A 19,013-nucleotide genomic window follows, 5' to 3' on the forward strand; every position below is an offset into this window, starting at 1 on the left:
TTACAGATTTGGAATAATGCAAAAAAGATAGCTTGAACGGCTATCTTTTTTCTTTTTATAAAATATGCTAAATGCTAATCGTGGGAATTTCACCTTCTACAATCAACTTCCCTTCTGTAGCCTTCAGTACATCTTCAATACTTATTCCAGGAGCAATTTCTAATAACTTAAACCCTCCTTCTGGTAATACTTCCAATACTGCTAACTCTGTTACAATTTTTTTAACACAAGCAAGACCAGTTATGGGTAAAGTGCAACTTTTTAATAGTTTAGACTTACCGTCTTTACTTACATGTTGCATGGCAACAATGATATTTTTAGCAGATGCTACTAAATCCATTGCACCACCCATCCCCTTCACCATTTTGTTAGGGATTTTCCAATTGGCAATATCCCCATTTTCCGAAACTTCCATTGCTCCCAAAATAGTCAAATCTACATGTTCGCCACGAATCATGGCAAAACTTTCAGCAGAACTAAATAATGAAGACCCTGCTAGCATGGTTACTGTCTGCTTACCCGCATTAATTAAATCGGCATCCACTTGTTCTTCTGTCGGGAAAGGACCAATGCCCAGCAAGCCATTTTCAGATTGTAAAATCACATTAATGTCTGCTGGAATATAATTAGCCACCAGCGTAGGAATGCCAATCCCTAAGTTGACATAATAACCATCTTTCAACTCCTGTGCTATTCGCTTGGCGATCTGATTTTTATCTAACCCAATTCCTACAGTTAGACTAGTTTCGGTCTCTTTCGGCAATACAGGTTTTGCAATCGTCCTTTGTTCTATTCTTTTTTGATAATCTTTCCCTTGAAAAATACGGTGAACATATATTCCTGCCGTATGAATATCGTTAGGATTTAAAGTTCCTGCTGGCACTAGCTCTTCTACTTCAGCAATAGTAATTGTCCCCGCTGTTGCCATCATCGGATTAAAATTGCGTGCCGTTCCCTTGAAAACTAAATTGCCTGTCGTATCACCTTTCCATGCTTTTACAATAGCAAAGTCAGCTTTTAAACCACTTTCTAATAAATATTTTTTGCCATTAAATTCTCTTATTTCTTTTCCTGCTGCTACCTCTGTACCCACACCAGCAGGAGTGAAAAAGGCAGGAATACCAGCACCCCCCGCCCGAATTCTTTCGGCAAGCGTGCCTTGTGGAATAAGTTCAACTTCTAATTCTCCTGATAGCAATTGTCTTTCAAATTCCTTATTCTCGCCCACATAAGATGAAATCATTTTTTTTACCTGACGCGTTTTTAGCATTAATCCTATCCCAAAATCATCCACCCCAGCATTGTTAGAAATACAGGTCAAACCCTTTACTCCCTTTTGCATTAAAGCGTCAATACTATTTTCAGGGATACCACAAAGCCCAAAGCCACCCAACATTAGCACAGCACCATCTTCAATATCTTTTACTGCTTCTTGGGCAGAATTCACTACTTTATTAATCATTTTTTGGATTGTTTTTGAAGATTATTTACAACTATATTCGGTATGATTATGTTTGAGGTAACTAAACAATCAACCCTATATCCCTAGCATGCGAAATGGCTTCGTCAGTATGTTCAAATTGACAAGTCTGAATATTTTTGTTGGTTATCGACTTCATCAAAGATAACGTAATTTCTTCTTTTTTAGGGCTCACATTCCTGATATAAATAGCCACCACTTTTTCTGGATATTTATTGGCAATGGCAGCATAAATAGCAGGATCTTTTTGTGAATTGTCGCCTAATAATATAAATCGTTGCTTTGGGAATGCTTCAAACAGTCTTACGACTCTCATTAATTTCCCTTGATGTTTTGTTGCTCCTGTTTTTAATAATTGATACCAACGTTTAATCTCGTTCAATAAAAAAACACCTTTGGGTAATTGGTTATGTTTAAAAAAAACGTTTAAATCATCATACAGATTCCATTCACTACTAGATACATAAAAGAAAGGATTCAATAAGGCAGGTTCTGTATGTGCCAAGGAAAGCAATCTGTAAAACTTTACTACATCAGCAAATGTTTTTCTGCTCAGTGGATTCTTAGTGAACATCACTCTTAATTTTTTCCCAGTTTTGGCTGAATGTGATACCAATACCGTATCATCAATGTCTGAAATAAATCCATATTGAGTAGCTTCTGGCACAAAAATTTTACCTTCTCCTGTAGTCAATACTTTATCATGTGGGCCTACTAAATCTATAAAAACGGCATGCCATCCTGCTGAAATTTTGCTAGTGGATTTCCATTCAAATTTAAAAAAACCATCCTGTGCTGTTTTGCTATAATAATACTGATTATCCCACTGTAAACGCACACTAACTCCCGCAATGGGTTTTACAGAAAATATCTTAATTAAATGCATTACATTTGATATAAGATTATTTTCAACAACAGCACGTGGCGGTTTTCCTGCTAGAACATGACCATAAACAATAAGGTTATCTTGATGCCCATATCCATGATATACTTTAACGGTGGCATTCTGCTGGTATGATTTTTTGCTCATTCTAATTATAAAATTGAAAGATACTAAATAGATTGTTTAGCATAATATATGATTTACCTATGCAGGAGAAAAACACCCTAAAATTACTCTTTATTGTCAATACAGGTGCAGGGAGTAGTTCCAGAAATTGGTCTTTATTAATCACTGAATATTTTGTTTTAAAACAATATATCATCGAAATATATGAGTTACAAAAGAATTGTACCACAGAAGTCATTAATCAAAAAATCTTAGCGTTTTCTCCCAATCAAGTAATTGCGGTTGGAGGTGATGGAACAGTCAAATTAGTAGCTGAATGCTTGATTAACACCAATATTCCTTTGGGCATATTGCCAGCAGGGTCAGCAAATGGATTGGCAAAAGAATTAGGAATTAGTAACAACCCAGAGCAAGCGTTGGATACGCTAGTGACTGGAGATATTAAAAAAATACATTTAACAAAAATTAATCAACAACTATGTATCCACCTAAGTGATATAGGACTAAATGCTTATGCCATTAAAAAGTTTGAAAAACAGGGTATCCGTGGGATGTGGGGATATTTAATTGCTTCATTGAAGGTATTGTGGCAAAATCCCTTGATGGATGTTACTATTCATACTAATGATAAAGTTCATCACTTAAAAGCCGAGATGATTGTGATTGCCAATGCTACTCAATACGGAAGTGGAGCCGTCATTAACCCTATTGGAAAACTTGACGATGCTCTTTTTGAGGTAATAGTCATCAAAAAAATATCTCCTTATGAAATTTTCAAAATGATATCTCAACATCAGGAATATGACCCTGATAAAATAGAGGTTTTTCAGACTACATCACTCACCATGCGTTCATCTAAAAAAGTGCATTTTCAAATTGATGGAGAGTATATGGGTAAAATAAAAGAAGTAAAAGCTTCTATTATGCCTGAGGCACTTGAAATAATTGTACCTACATTAAAGTAGGTACTAAATATAGTATGATAACACCTAAATATTTTGAAAATTGCAAACTAGTCTATTGCTATTTCGTACATTAATATTTGCCAATTTCTAATAATCCATTATTAAACATGACTATCACCAATACCTCCATCATTAAAAAAATACTTCTCTTATTTCTAGTCTTGGCAGGAATGTACTTTGCCAAAGAATTCTTGATTCCATTACTGATTGGAAGTATTCTAGCTACGCTTTTTATACCGCTATGCAATTATTTAGAAAAGAAAGGATTGCCTAAAGGATTATCAGCCTTTATTTGTTTGCTCGTTTTAGTATTAATTATGGCTAGCCTAATAGCGTTGCTCGGTTGGAAAGTTGCTGAGGTAGTAAAAGACATGACTGAAATTAAACAAAAAGCGATTAAATGGGGAGTAAATGCACAAGAATATATCTTTAATCACCTCGGCATATCTGTAGAAGAACAATCCAAAATATTAAAACAAGAACAGCCTTCCCTTAGTAGCATTATGCAATTGACGTTGTCATCAATTACTGCGCTATTTACAGCATTAGTTTTATTACTAGCCTATGTATTCTTTTTATTATACTATCGCAACCATATAAAACAATTTTTCATGAAATTGGCATCACCTAGTCAACAACATGAAGTTGGACAAATACTTAGTAAAGCCACAAATGTTTCTCAACAATATTTATTTGGTCTTTCAAAGATGATTGCCTGTTTATGGATTATGTACGGCATAGGGTTTAGTGTATTAGGCGTAAAAAATGCGATATTTTTTGCTATTTTGTGTGGGTTATTAGAAATCGTTCCTTTTGTAGGAAATATCACGGGAACTACACTTACGATATTAGTAACAGCTTTACATGGGGCTTCGCCATCTGTATTAGGAGGCATCGCTGTTGTTTATGGAATTGTTCAATTTATCCAAGGATGGGTACTCGAACCCCTCATTTTAGGACCACAAGTAAAGATAAATCCGTTATTCACTATCATTGCTTTAGTAGTTGGCGAACTTATTTGGGGTATTCCGGGCATTATTTTAGCCATTCCGTTAACAGCTATCCTGAAAATTGTTTGTGATCATATTGACCCTTTAAAACCTTATGGATTTTTAATTGGCGAAATTGACTATAATAAAGATTCCGATAGCTTTATTACTAAATTGAAACAGAGTATGTCTAAATTAACTAAAAATAGATAACCCTACTCCTAAGATGATTATAGATAATTTTGATATAAAAGGCTTGACGTCTGAGCAAGTACTAAAAGCCAGAGAAGAACATGGTTATAATCTGCTCGACTATAAAAAACAAAATGGTTTTTGGTTTGCCTTAAAAAGTTTAGTGCAAGAACCAATGATTATTTTACTTTCGGTAGCAGCTATTATCTACTTTATCAGTGGAAGTAGTGGCGATGGACTTTTTCTGACATTTGCCATTGTTTTTGAAGCGACAATCTCATTATATCAGGATTCTAGAAGTAGAAATGCTTTAGAAAAGCTAAAGGAATTTACAGAACCAAATTGTAAGGTAATTCGTGATGGAGAACAAAAAGAAATTAAAAGTGAAGATTTAGTGGTGGGCGATTGCCTAATTATAGAAGAAGGCACTTCTGTTCCTGCTGATGGTATCATTATTCATTCTAATGATTTTTCTGTGAACGAGTCTATCCTTACGGGTGAATCATTGGCAGTAACCAAAGATTCTACAGCTGATAATAACCTAATTTTTAAAGGAACAAATGTAGCTAGTGGCTTAGCCATTGCTACAATTACTTATATAGGTAATGACACTAAATTAGGAAAAATAGGGAAAAGCTTAGAAGATATCAAAGAAGAAAAAACACCTTTAGAACTCCAGATTAACAATTTTGTAAAAAAGATGGTAAGTATTGGAGCTGTCGTTTTCTTGATTGTTTGGCTGATTAATTATTTGAATTCTAAGGATGTTTTAGATAGTTTATTGAAAGCTTTGACCTTGGCAATGAGTATCATGCCTGAAGAAATTCCCGTAGCATTTACCACCTTTATGGCATTGGGTGCATGGCGATTGATGAAGATGGGGATAGTAGTGAAGCAAATGAAAACCGTTGAAACACTTGGGAGTGCTACAGTCATTTGTACAGATAAAACAGGTACAATTACTGAAAACAAAATGACATTAGCCAAACTATTCGTGCTTTCAAGTCAGAAAGTCACAGACTTAAGTGAAGAGCTAAAACAAGAAGAAAAAGACCTTATTAAGCAAGCCATGTGGGCGAGTGAACCTATTCCATTCGACCCAATGGAAATAGCATTGCATCAAGCATATAGTAAACTTGAGGAAAATGATGAAAGACCTAACTTTAAATTAGTACATGAGTATCCTTTAGGGGGAAAACCACCTATGATGACCCATGTTTTTGAAAACCAAGATGGTAAACGTATCATTGCTGCCAAAGGAGCTGTTGAAGCTATCATGCGAGCATCAAATGTTAGCTCACAAGAAAAGGATGAGATTGAAAATGCCATTAACCTACTTTCGCAGGATGGGTATCGAGTTTTAGCAGTCGCCATTGCTGAATTTGTAGGGGATGACTATCCTGCCAACCAAGAGGACTTTGATTTTGTATTGAAAGGAATCGTTGCATTTTATGACCCTCCCAAAAAGAATATTCATAAAGTATTAGAGGAATTTTATAAAGCAGGAATTACCGTAAAGATTGTAACAGGAGACAATGCGGCTACAACTGTAGCAATAGCCAAACAGATAGGCTTTAGAGGCTATGAAAAAAGCATTACTGGCGATGAGCTGATGCAATTATCAGATGAAGAACTGACAAAAAGTGTGATTGAAACACAAATATTTAGCAGAATGTACCCCGAAGCAAAGCTAAAAATCATCAATGCCCTGAAAGCTCACAATGAAGTAGTGGCCATGACTGGTGATGGCGTGAATGATGGACCAGCATTAAAGGCCGCACATATTGGTATTGCAATGGGCAAAAAAGGAACAGAAATAGCTAAAGAGGCTGCTTCTTTGATTTTGTTAGAGGATGATTTGTCAAAAATGGTAGATGCCGTAGCCATGGGTAGAAGAATCTACACTAATCTTAAAAAAGCTATTCAGTATATCATTTCTATTCATATACCTATTATTCTTACTGTATTTATTCCTTTGGCTTTGGGTTGGCTATATCCAAATATTTTTTCGCCAGTTCATATTATTTTTCTTGAATTAATCATGGGTCCAACCTGTTCTATTATTTACGAAAATGAGCCATTAGAGCAAAATCTGATGAAGCAAAAACCACGCCCAATGTCAACGTCTTTTTTTAGTTGGAAAGAACTTACTACTAGTATTATTCAAGGGTTATTCATTAGTGCGGGTACAATTTTTACCTATCAATATGCCCTTTATTTAGGTTATGACGAAGCCATTACACGCACCATGATTTTTACGGTTTTAATTACGGCTAATATCTTTTTAACCTTAGTCAATCGTTCGTTTTATTATTCTATCATCACTACTTTACAATACAAAAACAACTTGGTGTTCATCATCATCAGTATTACTGTTGCCATGATGTGTGCTTTACTTTTTGTACCAGTATTTACTACTTTCTTTGCTTTTGAAGCCCTCAATCTCAACCAAATTGCTACAAGTATAGTTATTGGTTTTATTAGTGTAATTTGGTACGAAGTAGTTAAATGGATAAAACGAAGACGAGCATTGATAGCTTAATAACATCGTCGTCTATTGTACGATACCAATCATAATATCCATAACATTGGTTTGTGTGGGACCGGTAATTAGTAAATTTCCAGTTTGTTCAAATAAATGATAGGAGTCATGATTAATCAGGTAATCTTCTATTGGTAAATTATTTTCTAGCGTATTTAATAGTGTTTTTCTGTCAATTACTGCTCCAGTAGCATTTGTTGGGCCATCAGAGCCATCAGTACCCCCACTTAGTATTGAAAATTGAATAGCAGTATCAAGCATATTCATTTTCTTGAGTTCCTGTAAAGCCACTAATACAAAGTGTTGATTTCGTCCACCTTTGCCATTGCCAGTAACTTTCAAGGTACTTTCGCCACCTTGTATGATACAAATCGGTTTATTTCCTTTATAATTAATGAGTAAGGCTATAAACTTCTTGGCTTCTATTGATGTGTCGCCTGTTACAATCTCAGGAATAATTAGTGTTTCATAACCCAATGCTTTGGCTGTTTTCTCGGCGGCCAATTGAGCAATTTTATTATTAGCAATGATTTTAGTAACAGTATTTTTAAAAAGTTCGTCTCCAGCTTTTGGCGTCTCGTCAATCTTTCCTGAGATGCCTTTTTCTAAATAACTTTTAATGGAAATAGGCAAGGTTGAGTGTAGATGATATTTTACAATCACCTCAAATGCATCCTGAAAGGTAGATGAATCAGGGACAGTCGGACCACTGGCAATCACATCTAAATCATCATTGGGTACATCGCTAATAATCAACGAAAACACTCTCGCTCCATTACAATATCGAATTAATTGTCCTCCCTTTATGGCTGAAAGGTGTTTTCTGACAATGTTAATTTCATTAATGCTTGCCCCAGACTTTATTAAAAGGTCGAAAGTAGATTGTACATCATTTAAAGATAACCCATGTGGTACATCGCACCATAAAGATGATGCACCACCACTGATTAAACATATTACGATATCGTTTGATGTTACTTTTTGTAATAAACCAAGTGTTGCTTTTACGGCTATTACGCCTGCCTCGTCTGGCACAGGATGAGCACTTTCTAGGATTTTTATTTTTTTAGTAGCTACACTATGTCCGTATTTTGTGGTAACGATACCTTCTTTGATATTGTCGCCTAGTATTTTCTCTGTTTCAAAAGCCATAGCAGCTACGGCCTTGCCTGCGCCAATTACATAGATATTCTGAAAATCACATTTCAAGAAACGTTCTCCACAAATTTGTACAGCATCATGTTCTACTCTTAGATATTCACCAAGTAGTTGCGAAGGCTGAACAGCATTAATTCCAGCATTAAAAATTTCAATAATATCCTCAGTCATGCTTTTAAAAAATCAATTCATAGTTAGTACTTCGTCCGCCAGCCATTTCTTTCTGTAAAATCCCTTTTGCCATCAAATCTTGAATGTCTCTTAAAGCCGTATCCGCAGAACATTTAGCCATTTTAGCCCATTTAGATGACGTAAGTTTCCCTTCAAAATTATCCATTAGTTTGTTCAGTAAAAGCTTTTGTCGCACATTCAAAGGAGTATCTCTATATCTTTCCCAGAATCTTGCCTTGGCCAATACTTTTTCTAAAATGACATCTGTATTCAATAAGGCTTGGGTCAAGCAGTCTAAAAACCATGCAAGCCAAAGTGTAATATCAGACGTTCCTTTTTGTACTTTTTCCAAGATTTCATAATAACTATTTCGCTGTAATTGAATTTGGGCAGACATACTGAAAAACCGCTGAGAACTACCATCAGCCTTGGATAATTGCATGTCAGTAATGGCTCTTGCAATTCTCCCATTACCATCATCAAACGGGTGAATCGTTATAAACCAAATGTGTGCAATGCCTGCTTTCATGATAGGGTCTATGTACTGTGTTCCGTTAAACCATGTTATAAATTGTTGCATCTCTTCGGCTAATGACGAAGCTTCAGGTGCCTGAAAATGTACTCTTTCTCTCCCCATTGCTCCTGATACTACCTGCATATCGCCTGTTCGCCAATTAGCTATTGTGATAGGGTACATACCACTTCTGCCTGTAGGAAAAAGAGCGGCGTGCCAATTAAACAAACGTTCATCACTAAGGGGCGTTTGATTATTTTGTGTGGCATCCAACATTACTTCTACAATGCCATCCACATTCCTATCAGAGGGAATTAAGCCAACAATATCCATTCCTAAACGCCTAGCTAAAGACGAGCGAACCTGTTGAGGATTTAAAAACTCCCCTTCTATTTCTGTTGATTTCAGGACATCCAAAGTAAGCGTTGCCAAAAAGGCTTCTTGTTGAAGGACAAAACCTAATTGCTCCATTTTGCCCATCAATTTACCCTGCAAATTCCTAACTTTGCCAAGGGGCATTGATAGTATTGAATCGTCCCATGTAAAGGCTGTCCAATTGATATGTTGATGTATGTAATTGCCCATATAAATAGATTATGCGGTGAATATAGTATTTATTCTCCGCATAACATGCGGAGAATGTTTTTATTATTCTCCGCAAGCTTTTATTAAGCATCCTCAGACATTAATTTTATCATCAAGCATATTTTACCTTAATAAGACATCACATAACAGTTGTAATGATAGCTTACTTTTGTGTAAATCCAGAAACAAAATTTAATATGAAAACAAAATTATTACTATTACTGCTGATTGGTATATTTAGTTCTTTCTCTCCCGAAAAAATTACTTGGGTAGCCATTGGAGATTCTATTACTTATTTAAACGATCATCCGAAGGAAACAGGTAACAGAATTACCAAAGGTTATATGAGTGGTGTTGTGGAAAAGCTCCCTCAGTTGGAATACATCAACCAAGGTCATAATGGTTGGACTTCTGTAAGAATTGCCGAACAAATAGAAAAGCTTGGTTTGGTAAAAGCAGATGTTTATAGTATATTTTTAGGAACGAATGATTGGTGGCAGGGTCGTACACTGGGAACTTTGGCCGACTATCAAAATGCAACGGGTTTTAATACCGTATATGGTTCTTTCAGAATTATTATCAATAAAATCAAAAGTTTAAATCAAGATGCCAAAATTATCTTGATTACACCCATGCAACGCGCAGATTTTGTCTACATTGCCAATCCGAAAAACAATGCGTATGGCTCATATAGAGAGAAAAAGGGGCAAGAATTATCTCAATTTGCCGAGGCAGTGAATACCATAGGAAAGCTTGAAAACATTCCTGTAGTGGATTTATACCATACTAAAAAATTAAAAATAGCCAAGCTCGTTCATTTCAAACGCTTGAAAGATTCACAAACTGGGACATACAAAAATTATCGTTATCCAGCCTTTATAGATGTCCCCTACAATCCTGAAACAGACGAATATCCATATCCCCTTGAAGCCATTGATATGACTTACGATGGCTTGCATCCATCAGATAAAGGATATGAAGTAATTACTAAAAAATTGGTTAAAGTGATGAAAAGTATATTATAGCTGTAATATTTATGATTGACGATGTTAAAAAAACGGTCTGTGAACTAATTAGTTCACAGACCGTTTTAATTTATCCAATCGTAATTTTGTGTTCAAAAGGAGTTATACCAGTGAGGTATACATACAAGCCATCTGTTTTCAACGTTCCGAAATGTGAGCTGTACATTTCACCTTCCAAACTTTTAATTTTAGTATGTTGGTTTATTCCTTGTCCGAATTTTATAGTATCCTTACCATAAGTATATTCGCCTGTTTTTCCTGCTAATAAATAATTATTAGGCGAATTTTCTACTTCTTTCACCCCCGTCAATTGTCCTCCTTCTTTAAAACATAATTCAATCGTTACTGATACGCCATCAGTTCCTTTTGAACTGAATATCAATTCATTAATACCATCTTTTTCTTCAATACTAATGGTTGTATCTATCATTTTGACATTGCTTTGAGGGCGATGCTCAAAATCCATTTTATTCCAGAATCTGCCATCCGTACTTGGTGAGTGCTTGTAATCACCATTAGCTTTTTTAAACTGTTTAGGCAAAGGTTGGTAATAAGGGGCTTCGATTCTTTGATGCAATATGTACTTTCCATCTTGATAAGTAATTCCTTGGCTACGGAAATAACCTGTACTGAAAAAATCGATAGAAAAACGAAGGTATTTTAAAATGGCTTCACCTTTCCTAAAAGCAAATAAATTTGAATTTGTCGACCTTCCAGAAGCAATAATAATAGGGAAATCTGCTCCACCGAAAATCGTAGAAGTTGTATCATTCTTTCTGATTCTCACCAAATTGGTCGTCTTAAAGAATTTTTCAAAATTTACTGATGGAGCTTTAGGCGTTGGAAGTGGTTTTAAGTAGGTAGGTTCTTCTAAACAAAATGGTAATAAATCAACCATGATTTTTTCGTCAAACCCTTTTACCTTCTCAATGAATTTTGTAATTGAGGCAAATGCTGCATTATTATCTTTAATGGCTAAGTAGCGATAATCATGATAATGATTAAGCACATTAATAGTCATGAATTGGTCTTGTCTCCTTGAGTCGGTAGTGACTAAATCACCATTGGGTTCTATATAAAAATACGTTAGGTTGAGGTTTTTACGAACAGGCTCTAACAATTTAGGACGCTTTAGCAAACGAGCCATCGTAATTAAGCATCTATCCGTTACCTCAGCATAAATCATACTTCTTTCCAGATAATGCCCATCACTATCGATATAAATATTTTCAGAAAGCCATTCATCAATGCGTTTTACATAAGCTGGATTTGGAAATAAATCATTTATTTGTGCCAAAGCTGCCGATACCACCCATCGATGGTTGGGAGTATGAATACCCCCCAATCTTAGCGATTCACCTGCCTTCAGGATAAATTCTTTGAGTAACTCTTTTAATGTTGCAAGTATGGGCGTAGTGTTGTGTTTAAAAATGGTAGCCGCAACACAAAGGGGTTCAAGAATGAATGCAGTGTCGGGTGGTGAGGCCAAATTACCTAAATTAAGCGTACCATCTGTTTGCTGAGCTTTCAGGATAAAGCGGATAATTTTGGTCATTGCTATGACCAATTCCTCTTTTTGATAATATTGTGAGGTTGATTCAGCATACCCTGCAGCTAAATTGGCTAAATCAAACCCTAATCGTCTACGAATCTCCGTTATATCAGATGAAAAAACAGTTAATAATTTGGCAACTTCTTTATTATTAGCTTGAACTATTTGTTGGTGAAAATTTTCGTCAGAAGTACTTTCATGCTGAGCATAAGTCATTATTGGTGATAGCACTGCCAATGTTCCTAATCCAAAGCATTGTTGTAAAAAAGTTTGTCGTGTAATATGTTCCATATTATAAGGATAAAAGTAAAAGGTTGTCTTTTGTAAAAGATTAACACTCGACTTATTTACTTACTTGATATTGACACATTAGCCTTTTTACTATGCTATCTGGCTCTATGGGTATTCATTTTAGTTATATATTTTTAGGCAGAGTAGGGTAGGAGATGATTATTAATTAAACCCTCAATGAACCACGAAAGCCTCTAGCGGCGTAATAAGATTCTGCACCATTATGATATATGAAGACCGTACCATAGCGAAAATCAGCGAAAAGAGCACCCCCAAGTTTTCGAATAGCAGCAGGCGTTTGTATCCAACTAGATGTTTTTGCATCAAACTTTCCAAGTTTTTGTAAAGCACGATATTGCTCTTCTGTTAAAATTTCAATACCCATGTTAGTTGCCATATCTACAGCATTATTTGCTGGTTTATGTTCTTTTCTTGACGCTAGCGCTGCTCCATCGAAGCAAATACTTCTACGACCTTTGGGCGTTTCTTCTGAGCAATCGTAAAAAAAATATTCGCCCGTAATTTCATCATAACTAACAACATCTGGTTCACCCCCAGTCTCTTCCATTTCATGAAGCGACCATAATTTTTCAGGATTTGCTTCTAATTTGGCTTGTATGCTAGCCCATTCAATACCTTGATGTCTGTTCATATTTTTCTCAAAACGTACTTTCAACACACTGAGTAATTTTGTACATTCTTCAGAAGACAAAGCATTTTTATTGACATTCATGTTTTTTTATATTGATACAGCAATAACGTTGCTAATTTTCATCATTTAAGCCTTTCCCTTTAAGAATATGTGGCGTATATTTTTCAATTCTTGATTCCCTAGTTTTGGCTTGTTTCGGTGCAGCAAAATAAAGAAGATATGCTCTCTGTCGGCCTGGGGTTAAGGATTCAAAAGCAGTTTTTAACTCAGGAGCTTCATCTAATTTTTGTTGAAATTCGTCAGGAATAGAAAATTCTGAAGTTTTTTTAAGCGTCACTTGCAGTCCTGCTTTCTCTACTTCAATGGCTTCATAAACATACGTTTTGATGATAGATTCTAATTCCACTATTTCCTGCACATTCGTAAACCGAATCTGGCGTGTTGCCTGTGTATTCTCTGTTTGCTGAATCAAAATACCATTTGCATCATTTAATAAAGCTCCTTTGAAGAACAAAAGTGCACAGTATTCTTTAAAATCATGTATCAAAACGATGTTGCTTTTCTGAAAAGTGTAACAAGGTACACCCCATTTCAATTCTTCAGTCAGTAGACAGTCAAGTACAATCATTCTCAACTTTTCTAATTCCTTTTGCCATTTTTCGGCTTTATTAAAGTAAAAATCAACCTTTGGATTCATCTTAATTATTTGTTGGAATAATTTTTCTATTGGCAGGTCTAAAATACCACGATACTATTGTCAGCACTAGTAATAACGTCGAAGGAAATATTTCATTTACAGCATCCTTTAATGCTAGATGTGAAAGTATTGCTCCTGACATAGCAAAGAAAAAGCCAGCATAAGTCCATTCCTTCAGCAATGCAAACTTTGGGATAAGCACTGCTACAACTCCTAACAATTTCCAAACTCCTAATATTGTCAGAAAATAAACAGGATACCCCAAATGGGTAATAGCATCTACTTCTTCTTTCATTTTCAATAACTGTACTACCCCAGTTGATAGCATTCCTAGTGACAACCAGCTAGTAGCAATCCAATAGATGATTTTGTTTCTCTTCGTCTTCATTATATCATTTTTTTTACAATATCTTCTAGTCGGTTATGAGCCATGTTGATGCCTTTCGCAAAAGGTAGCTGTAACATCTGGTCTCTAAGGGCAACAGATTTGTACACAATATGCATACTCAGTTTACTAGTATTTTCAGTAAGTTTCTCAAATGCTAAAAACTCCAACTGGACATCAAAAGGGGTATTTTCCATTTCAAATGTCCTAGTGATTTTTTGGTTTAAACTAAACTCATGAATCACTCCATTAAAGCCATGCTTGTTTCCTTTAGGGTCGGTGGTTACAAATTGCCAGCTACCATGCTTTTTATTTTCTAGTTTCAAAACTTTTGTCCCCATCCATTGTTCAACAATATCAGGCTCAACATAGGCTTTAAAAAGTAATTCTACTGGCAAATCAAATTCCCTTATAACCATTAACTCCTGTTTGCCCTCTTCAGCAATGATTTTTGTTTTGGGTTCCATATTATTTTATTCCTTTGGTTTATATCCTTTCATAAGAGCTTCTAACTTATTAAACCTATCATCCCACATTGTGCGGAATGGCTCTATAAAGTCTGCGATTACTTTTATTTTTTCTGGATTCAAGCGATAGTAAATTTCTCTACCATTTTGTTCTTGTTCAAGCAATTCACACTCGACAAGTATCTGTAGGTGTTTTGATACAGTAGGTCTGGCGGTTTCAAAATTTGAGGCTATCGTACCTGCTGTCATTGATTGAGAAGCCACCAATAACAATATGGTTCTTCTAGTCGGGTCGGCAATTGCCTGAAAAACATCTCTGCGTAAATTCATTATGTAGTTATTTGGCTACATAATTTTTTTGAAAAAAAACAAGAAAACATTTTCATAATTAAAAACAATATCGTAATATTGCGATATAATAATATAATCAATGGGACTTACTAAAACAGAGATATTTACAGACGAGCAGAACAACTTGGCATCACTATTCAAAGTGTTAGGGCATCCTGCAAGGATAGCAATACTTCAGCATATTATCAATCAGAAAGCCTGTATTTGTAATGATTTAATTGATGAATTAGGATTAGCGCAGGCAACTATTTCTCAGCATTTAAAGGAGTTGAAGAATATTGGTATCATTCAGGGAACCATTGAAGGAAAATCAGTTTGCTATTGTATAGAAGAAAAAAAATGGCATGAGGTTCAAGAGTTGTTTAATCTATTTTTTGAACAAAATGTAAAAGTTAATGAATGCTGTTAATGCATTTTTTTAGACTTTTAATATCGTAATATTGCAATATAACATTTTATGCTTAATAATCGACGCTTTATGAAATTATCAAACATCAAAGAAATCTTACCCACATTGAATAATGTGGAGTTTCAATTAGAGGGTGGCACATTTGTGCCAGAACATTTTCACGTGACAGAAATAGGCATGATTACAAAACATTTTATTGATTGTGGTGGAACCATAAGAAATGAGAAGGTAGTCAATTTCCAACTATGGGATGCAAATGATTATGAGCATAGATTGAAACCAACTAAGCTGCTTAACATCATCAAGCTTTCTGAAGAAAAATTAGGTATCGAGGATGCTGAAATTGAAGTAGAATATCAAGCCGAAACTATCTGTAAATATGCCTTAGCATTTAATGGAAACCATTTTATTTTAAAGAATAAACAAACAGCATGTTTGGCAAATGATGCCTGTGGAATTCCTACTGAAAAACAAAAAATAAACTTAGGAGAATTAAAAAGTAATGCTTGTTGTACTCCTAATTCAGGTTGTTGTTAAAGCATTGATTTTTGTAATCAAGTATCCTATCTTTCTTATGTTCCATTAGTTTTATTCTTAGCGAAGTACTTACGTAACTCGCTAAGAATAAAGAATATTTTTTTGTATAATCTCATATTGAATTTTAATATTCTCATTAACTGCTAATAAACCTATCTCTATCATCTGCCTCACACACCATTTGTCTGTCTATAATTCCGTAGAGCGCTGTTTTTTTCTTAACGCAAAAACATATCTACTCTACAGAAATATATGTAAAGCACTATTTAGTGTTACATTATCGAACCGAACTCTTACTAAACCAGCCTTAATACGCTAGATTTGGACAGAATCTTCATAAGTGCTTTAATTAGCAAAAACGCTGTAGAAGTGTTGGTTAAACGCACATTTTCCTTGAGAAAAAGTAAAAAATAAGGTTTGGATATTCTGGAAAAGATATAAAATTATATTTTTATAATATTATTTTAAACAATAAGATGAGTGTTTTAATATGTATTATTACATTTGTGTCTATTTTACACATTTCATTTTTAGTTTATGTAATCAATATTTAAGTTTGATAATTATTTGTTGTTTTATATAGCTTCTTTTAAATACTGTTTTTCAGAAAGATAGTATTCCTATTATTGAATGAATAACGCGATTAATCATGACAAATAAATACCTCCTTATTTTTTTACTTTTGCTGTTCCAACAATCTTTTGGGCAAGTAAAAAACTATAACTTTATCAATATTAATAGCAAAGATGGGCTTGCTTCAAATACGGTTTATGCTATTTATAAAGATAAATTAGGTTTTATGTGGTTTGGTACTGAAGACGGACTTAACAAATTTGATGGACAAAATTTTACCGTTTACAGGCATAAACAAAATGAAAAAGAAAGTATAGGAAGAGGAGAAGTAATGGCTATTACCGAAGATATAAACAGAAATTTATGGATAGGAACAAAGCTAACATTGGCATTATATAATAGAAGTTCAGACAAATTCACCAATTTTGATTTTACAAAAACAGGCTGGATACATACGCTCTCTTCTGATCATTCGGGTAATATATGGGTTGGTACATATAATGGACTTTTTTATTTTGATACTAAAACAAGAAAAACGAAGGCTATTAGTTTACATAAGGGAGATAGTAAAAAAGTAGGGTATGAATTGGTCTTTTGTATATTTGAAGATAGTAAAAAACAGATTTGGGTTGGTTCGCAATCAGGTTTATATTTACTTGATCGTAATCAAAGGGTAATAAAAAAGTATGTTCATCAAAACAATAATTCTAATTCGCTTTCTGACAATACCGTCAGAGCCATTACGGAAGACCGAAACGGGAACCTATGGATAGGTACCAACTTAGGCTTAGATGTAATGAACCCCAACACAGGAAAGATTGAGAGTTTTAAAAGTATTGAGTCTGATGAGAGAACGATTAGCAACAACATCATAAATAAAATTATTTTTGATGCGGATGGTAATCTTTGGGTTGGTACAGAAAATGGTATGTCGATTTTTGATATTACAACCCGCACAGCATTAAGAATAAAAAGCCTCTTGCCAGATAAAAATAACCCGTTTGGAAGCTTTGCTGGCTATAAGGTAAAAGACATTTATATCGGGAAAGACGGTATAAACTGGTTTGCTACCGTTAATGGAGGCGTAAATAAATATGATAAAAATTTAGCCTTTTTTCAGCATAGATTCCACTTGCCCAATGAAACATATGGATTAAAAGGGTCTTCGGTAATGGCATTTGCAGAAGCTGCTTCTGGGAACCTATATGTTGGTACAGATGGGGGAGGACTTAATATCTTTGATACTAAAAAAAACGTTTTCTATGATGTTCCTCTTTATTCCTCTCAAGGGAAGATTAAAAACATTTTGGCTTTAGAAAAAAAAGGAGACGATTTGATTATTGGCACTACCAACGATGGTATAGTTAGTATCAATGAAAAAACGCATCAAATAAAACCGTTGTTTGCTATTAAAGACAAATTGAATAAATCTGTTGTCTTGATTAATTGCCTAAAGGCAGATTCGAAGGGTAACCTATGGGTTGGTACAAATGGCGCAGGCTTATATATTTGTTTAGCCCAGTCAAATACATTTGTTCCTTTCAAGAATATACTTGATGAACACCTTAAAAAACAGTATACCTTAAATAGTTACATTACAGCCATAGAAGAAGATAAAGAAGGAAATATTTGGGTCGGCTCAAATGGAAGTGGTCTTATTATTTATAATGCAGACAAACAGACATTGAGTGCATTTAATCAAAAGAACGAAAATTTCCCCATCCATAGAATACTAAGCATTTACTCAGATAAACGCAATAGAACATGGGTGAGTGTGTGGGGAGAAGGATTATGCTTGTACAATAAAAAAAGAAGAAAATTTGAGCAGTATGGAGAAGAACACTTACTTTCTAATAATGTTATTTATAAAATATTAGAAGACAACGCTGGAAAGTTGTGGCTCAGTACTAACAAAGGAATTTCGATGTTTGATTTAAGTAAAAAAAGATTTAAGAATTTTACTTATCGAAATGGTATTCAAAATACAACCTTCAATATAGGTGCTGGAATCAAAACAAAGACAGGAGAAATGTATTTTGGGGGGCTTGATGGCTTTAATTTTTTCAACCCTATTCAATTATTTCAAAATACTAAAACTCCGTCGGTTGTAATTACTGATATAAAAATTAATAATAAACGAGCTAACCCTACTGAAAATAGTGAACTTAAAGAGGATATTACTTTAGCCAAAGAAATCAACTTAAGCTATAAACAAAATTTTTCTTTAGACTTTGTCGCTTTAAATTACACTGCGCCGCATGAAAACCAATATACTTATCAGCTTGAGGGCTTTGATAAAGAGTGGAACAATGTAGGTTCAGTGACGACGGCGGTTTATACTAACCTAGACCCTGGGAAATATATTTTTAGGTTGAAAGTAAAAAGTGAGGATGGAACTTGGCAAACTCCCGAAAAAACTATTCTTATTAATGTTCATCCACCATTTTGGCGTACTTATTATGCTTATAT

Annotated in this window: 17 protein-coding genes and 1 pseudogene; 7 read left to right on the top strand and 11 right to left on the bottom strand. The window is 34.6% G+C overall.

The annotated features are described in order from the left end of the window. Nucleotides 1-67 precede the first annotated feature (67 nt). From AC07XN_RS06420 to AC07XN_RS06430, 3 genes and pseudogenes are all read right to left on the bottom strand, one after another. Nucleotides 68-763, bottom strand: coding sequence for a 3-oxoacid CoA-transferase subunit B (locus tag AC07XN_RS06420; protein ID WP_494742454.1), 696 nt, complete (start codon nt 761-763; stop codon nt 68-70). Nucleotides 764-775: 12 nt separating this feature from the next. Then, nucleotides 776-1,462, bottom strand: a pseudogene (locus AC07XN_RS06425) (CoA transferase subunit A); the annotation flags it as partial. Between the two features lie 61 nt (nt 1,463-1,523). Continuing rightward, nucleotides 1,524-2,510 (bottom strand): App1 family protein phosphatidate phosphatase, encoded by a 987-nt coding sequence (locus AC07XN_RS06430; RefSeq protein ID WP_494742439.1) that lies wholly within the window; start codon nt 2,508-2,510, stop codon nt 1,524-1,526. Nucleotides 2,511-2,569: 59 nt separating this feature from the next. On the opposite strand from AC07XN_RS06430, the gene AC07XN_RS06435 reads away from it, so the two are divergent. From AC07XN_RS06435 to AC07XN_RS06445, 3 genes are all read left to right on the top strand, one after another. Then, the gene (locus AC07XN_RS06435) at nt 2,570-3,454 is read left to right on the top strand and encodes a diacylglycerol/lipid kinase family protein (protein ID WP_494742440.1); all 885 of its coding nucleotides are present in this window, start codon (nt 2,570-2,572) and stop codon (nt 3,452-3,454) included. A 107-nt stretch (nt 3,455-3,561) separates the two neighbouring features. Then, nucleotides 3,562-4,656, top strand: coding sequence for an AI-2E family transporter (locus AC07XN_RS06440; protein ID WP_494742441.1), 1,095 nt, complete (start codon nt 3,562-3,564; stop codon nt 4,654-4,656). Nucleotides 4,657-4,669: 13 nt separating this feature from the next. Next, complete coding sequence (locus AC07XN_RS06445) at nt 4,670-7,177, top strand: cation-translocating P-type ATPase (protein WP_494742442.1); 2,508 nt, start codon at nt 4,670-4,672, stop codon at nt 7,175-7,177. Between the two features lie 12 nt (nt 7,178-7,189). On the opposite strand, the gene AC07XN_RS06450 is transcribed toward AC07XN_RS06445, so the two are convergent. Together AC07XN_RS06450 and AC07XN_RS06455 are read right to left on the bottom strand one after the other, a co-directional pair. Beyond that, nucleotides 7,190-8,506, bottom strand: coding sequence for a glycerate kinase type-2 family protein (locus tag AC07XN_RS06450; protein ID WP_494742443.1), 1,317 nt, complete (start codon nt 8,504-8,506; stop codon nt 7,190-7,192). 4 nt (nt 8,507-8,510) lie between these two features. After that, on the bottom strand, nt 8,511-9,605 hold the full coding sequence (locus tag AC07XN_RS06455; RefSeq protein ID WP_494742444.1) for a Fic family protein: 1,095 nt from the start codon (nt 9,603-9,605) through the stop codon (nt 8,511-8,513). Nucleotides 9,606-9,802: 197 nt separating this feature from the next. Here AC07XN_RS06455 and AC07XN_RS06460 point away from each other — a divergent pair, with 197 nt between their 5' ends. Continuing rightward, nucleotides 9,803-10,630 (top strand): SGNH/GDSL hydrolase family protein, encoded by an 828-nt coding sequence (locus tag AC07XN_RS06460; RefSeq protein ID WP_494742445.1) that lies wholly within the window; start codon nt 9,803-9,805, stop codon nt 10,628-10,630. 70 nt (nt 10,631-10,700) lie between these two features. Here AC07XN_RS06460 and AC07XN_RS06465 read toward each other — a convergent pair whose 3' ends face one another. From AC07XN_RS06465 to AC07XN_RS06490, 6 genes are all read right to left on the bottom strand, one after another. Beyond that, a complete protein-coding gene (locus AC07XN_RS06465) occupies nt 10,701-12,473 on the bottom strand; it encodes a prenyltransferase/squalene oxidase repeat-containing protein (RefSeq protein ID WP_494742446.1) in 1,773 nt (590 codons plus the stop codon). Between the two features lie 166 nt (nt 12,474-12,639). Next, nucleotides 12,640-13,206: a DUF4256 domain-containing protein gene (locus tag AC07XN_RS06470; protein WP_494742447.1), complete on the bottom strand. Its 567-nt coding sequence runs from the start codon at nt 13,204-13,206 to the stop codon at nt 12,640-12,642. Between the two features lie 31 nt (nt 13,207-13,237). Beyond that, on the bottom strand, nt 13,238-13,822 hold the full coding sequence (locus tag AC07XN_RS06475; RefSeq protein ID WP_494742448.1) for a YdeI/OmpD-associated family protein: 585 nt from the start codon (nt 13,820-13,822) through the stop codon (nt 13,238-13,240). Between the two features lies 1 nt (nt 13,823). Continuing rightward, nucleotides 13,824-14,210 (bottom strand): DoxX family protein, encoded by a 387-nt coding sequence (locus tag AC07XN_RS06480; RefSeq protein ID WP_494742449.1) that lies wholly within the window; start codon nt 14,208-14,210, stop codon nt 13,824-13,826. Next, entirely contained in the window at nt 14,210-14,674 is a 465-nt protein-coding gene (locus AC07XN_RS06485) for an SRPBCC domain-containing protein (protein WP_494742450.1), read from the bottom strand. Before AC07XN_RS06485 ends, AC07XN_RS06480 begins: the two co-directional genes overlap by 1 nt. Before the next feature lie 6 nt (nt 14,675-14,680). Beyond that, on the bottom strand, nt 14,681-15,004 hold the full coding sequence (locus AC07XN_RS06490) for an ArsR/SmtB family transcription factor (RefSeq protein ID WP_494742451.1): 324 nt from the start codon (nt 15,002-15,004) through the stop codon (nt 14,681-14,683). Between the two features lie 100 nt (nt 15,005-15,104). Here AC07XN_RS06490 and AC07XN_RS06495 point away from each other — a divergent pair, with 100 nt between their 5' ends. From AC07XN_RS06495 to AC07XN_RS06505, 3 genes are all read left to right on the top strand, one after another. Next, the gene (locus AC07XN_RS06495) at nt 15,105-15,434 is read left to right on the top strand and encodes an ArsR/SmtB family transcription factor (RefSeq protein ID WP_309918198.1); all 330 of its coding nucleotides are present in this window, start codon (nt 15,105-15,107) and stop codon (nt 15,432-15,434) included. A 69-nt stretch (nt 15,435-15,503) separates the two neighbouring features. Then, nucleotides 15,504-15,971: a DUF6428 family protein gene (locus AC07XN_RS06500; RefSeq protein ID WP_494742452.1), complete on the top strand. Its 468-nt coding sequence runs from the start codon at nt 15,504-15,506 to the stop codon at nt 15,969-15,971. A 649-nt stretch (nt 15,972-16,620) separates the two neighbouring features. Beyond that, the coding region (locus AC07XN_RS06505) for a ligand-binding sensor domain-containing protein (protein WP_494742453.1) at nt 16,621-19,013 on the top strand (2,393 nt) is incomplete at its 3' end.

The organism is Arcicella sp. GW458-12-2-14-TSB2 (genome assembly GCF_059423785.1).

Coding starts and splice junctions, on each gene's coding strand:
- AC07XN_RS06435 (WP_494742440.1), top strand. CDS start 2,570: ATGCAGGAGAAAAACACCCTAAAATTACTCTTTATTGTCAATACAGGT.
- AC07XN_RS06445 (WP_494742442.1), top strand. CDS start 4,670: ATGATTATAGATAATTTTGATATAAAAGGCTTGACGTCTGAGCAAGTA.
- AC07XN_RS06490 (WP_494742451.1), bottom strand. CDS start 15,004: ATGAATTTACGCAGAGATGTTTTTCAGGCAATTGCCGACCCGACTAGA.
- AC07XN_RS06450 (WP_494742443.1), bottom strand. CDS start 8,506: ATGACTGAGGATATTATTGAAATTTTTAATGCTGGAATTAATGCTGTT.
- AC07XN_RS06485 (WP_494742450.1), bottom strand. CDS start 14,674: ATGGAACCCAAAACAAAAATCATTGCTGAAGAGGGCAAACAGGAGTTA.
- AC07XN_RS06455 (WP_494742444.1), bottom strand. CDS start 9,605: ATGGGCAATTACATACATCAACATATCAATTGGACAGCCTTTACATGG.
- AC07XN_RS06500 (WP_494742452.1), top strand. CDS start 15,504: ATGAAATTATCAAACATCAAAGAAATCTTACCCACATTGAATAATGTG.
- AC07XN_RS06440 (WP_494742441.1), top strand. CDS start 3,562: ATGACTATCACCAATACCTCCATCATTAAAAAAATACTTCTCTTATTT.
- AC07XN_RS06495 (WP_309918198.1), top strand. CDS start 15,105: ATGGGACTTACTAAAACAGAGATATTTACAGACGAGCAGAACAACTTG.
- AC07XN_RS06465 (WP_494742446.1), bottom strand. CDS start 12,473: ATGGAACATATTACACGACAAACTTTTTTACAACAATGCTTTGGATTA.
- AC07XN_RS06475 (WP_494742448.1), bottom strand. CDS start 13,822: ATGAATCCAAAGGTTGATTTTTACTTTAATAAAGCCGAAAAATGGCAA.
- AC07XN_RS06430 (WP_494742439.1), bottom strand. CDS start 2,510: ATGAGCAAAAAATCATACCAGCAGAATGCCACCGTTAAAGTATATCAT.
- AC07XN_RS06460 (WP_494742445.1), top strand. CDS start 9,803: ATGAAAACAAAATTATTACTATTACTGCTGATTGGTATATTTAGTTCT.
- AC07XN_RS06480 (WP_494742449.1), bottom strand. CDS start 14,210: ATGAAGACGAAGAGAAACAAAATCATCTATTGGATTGCTACTAGCTGG.
- AC07XN_RS06470 (WP_494742447.1), bottom strand. CDS start 13,206: ATGAATGTCAATAAAAATGCTTTGTCTTCTGAAGAATGTACAAAATTA.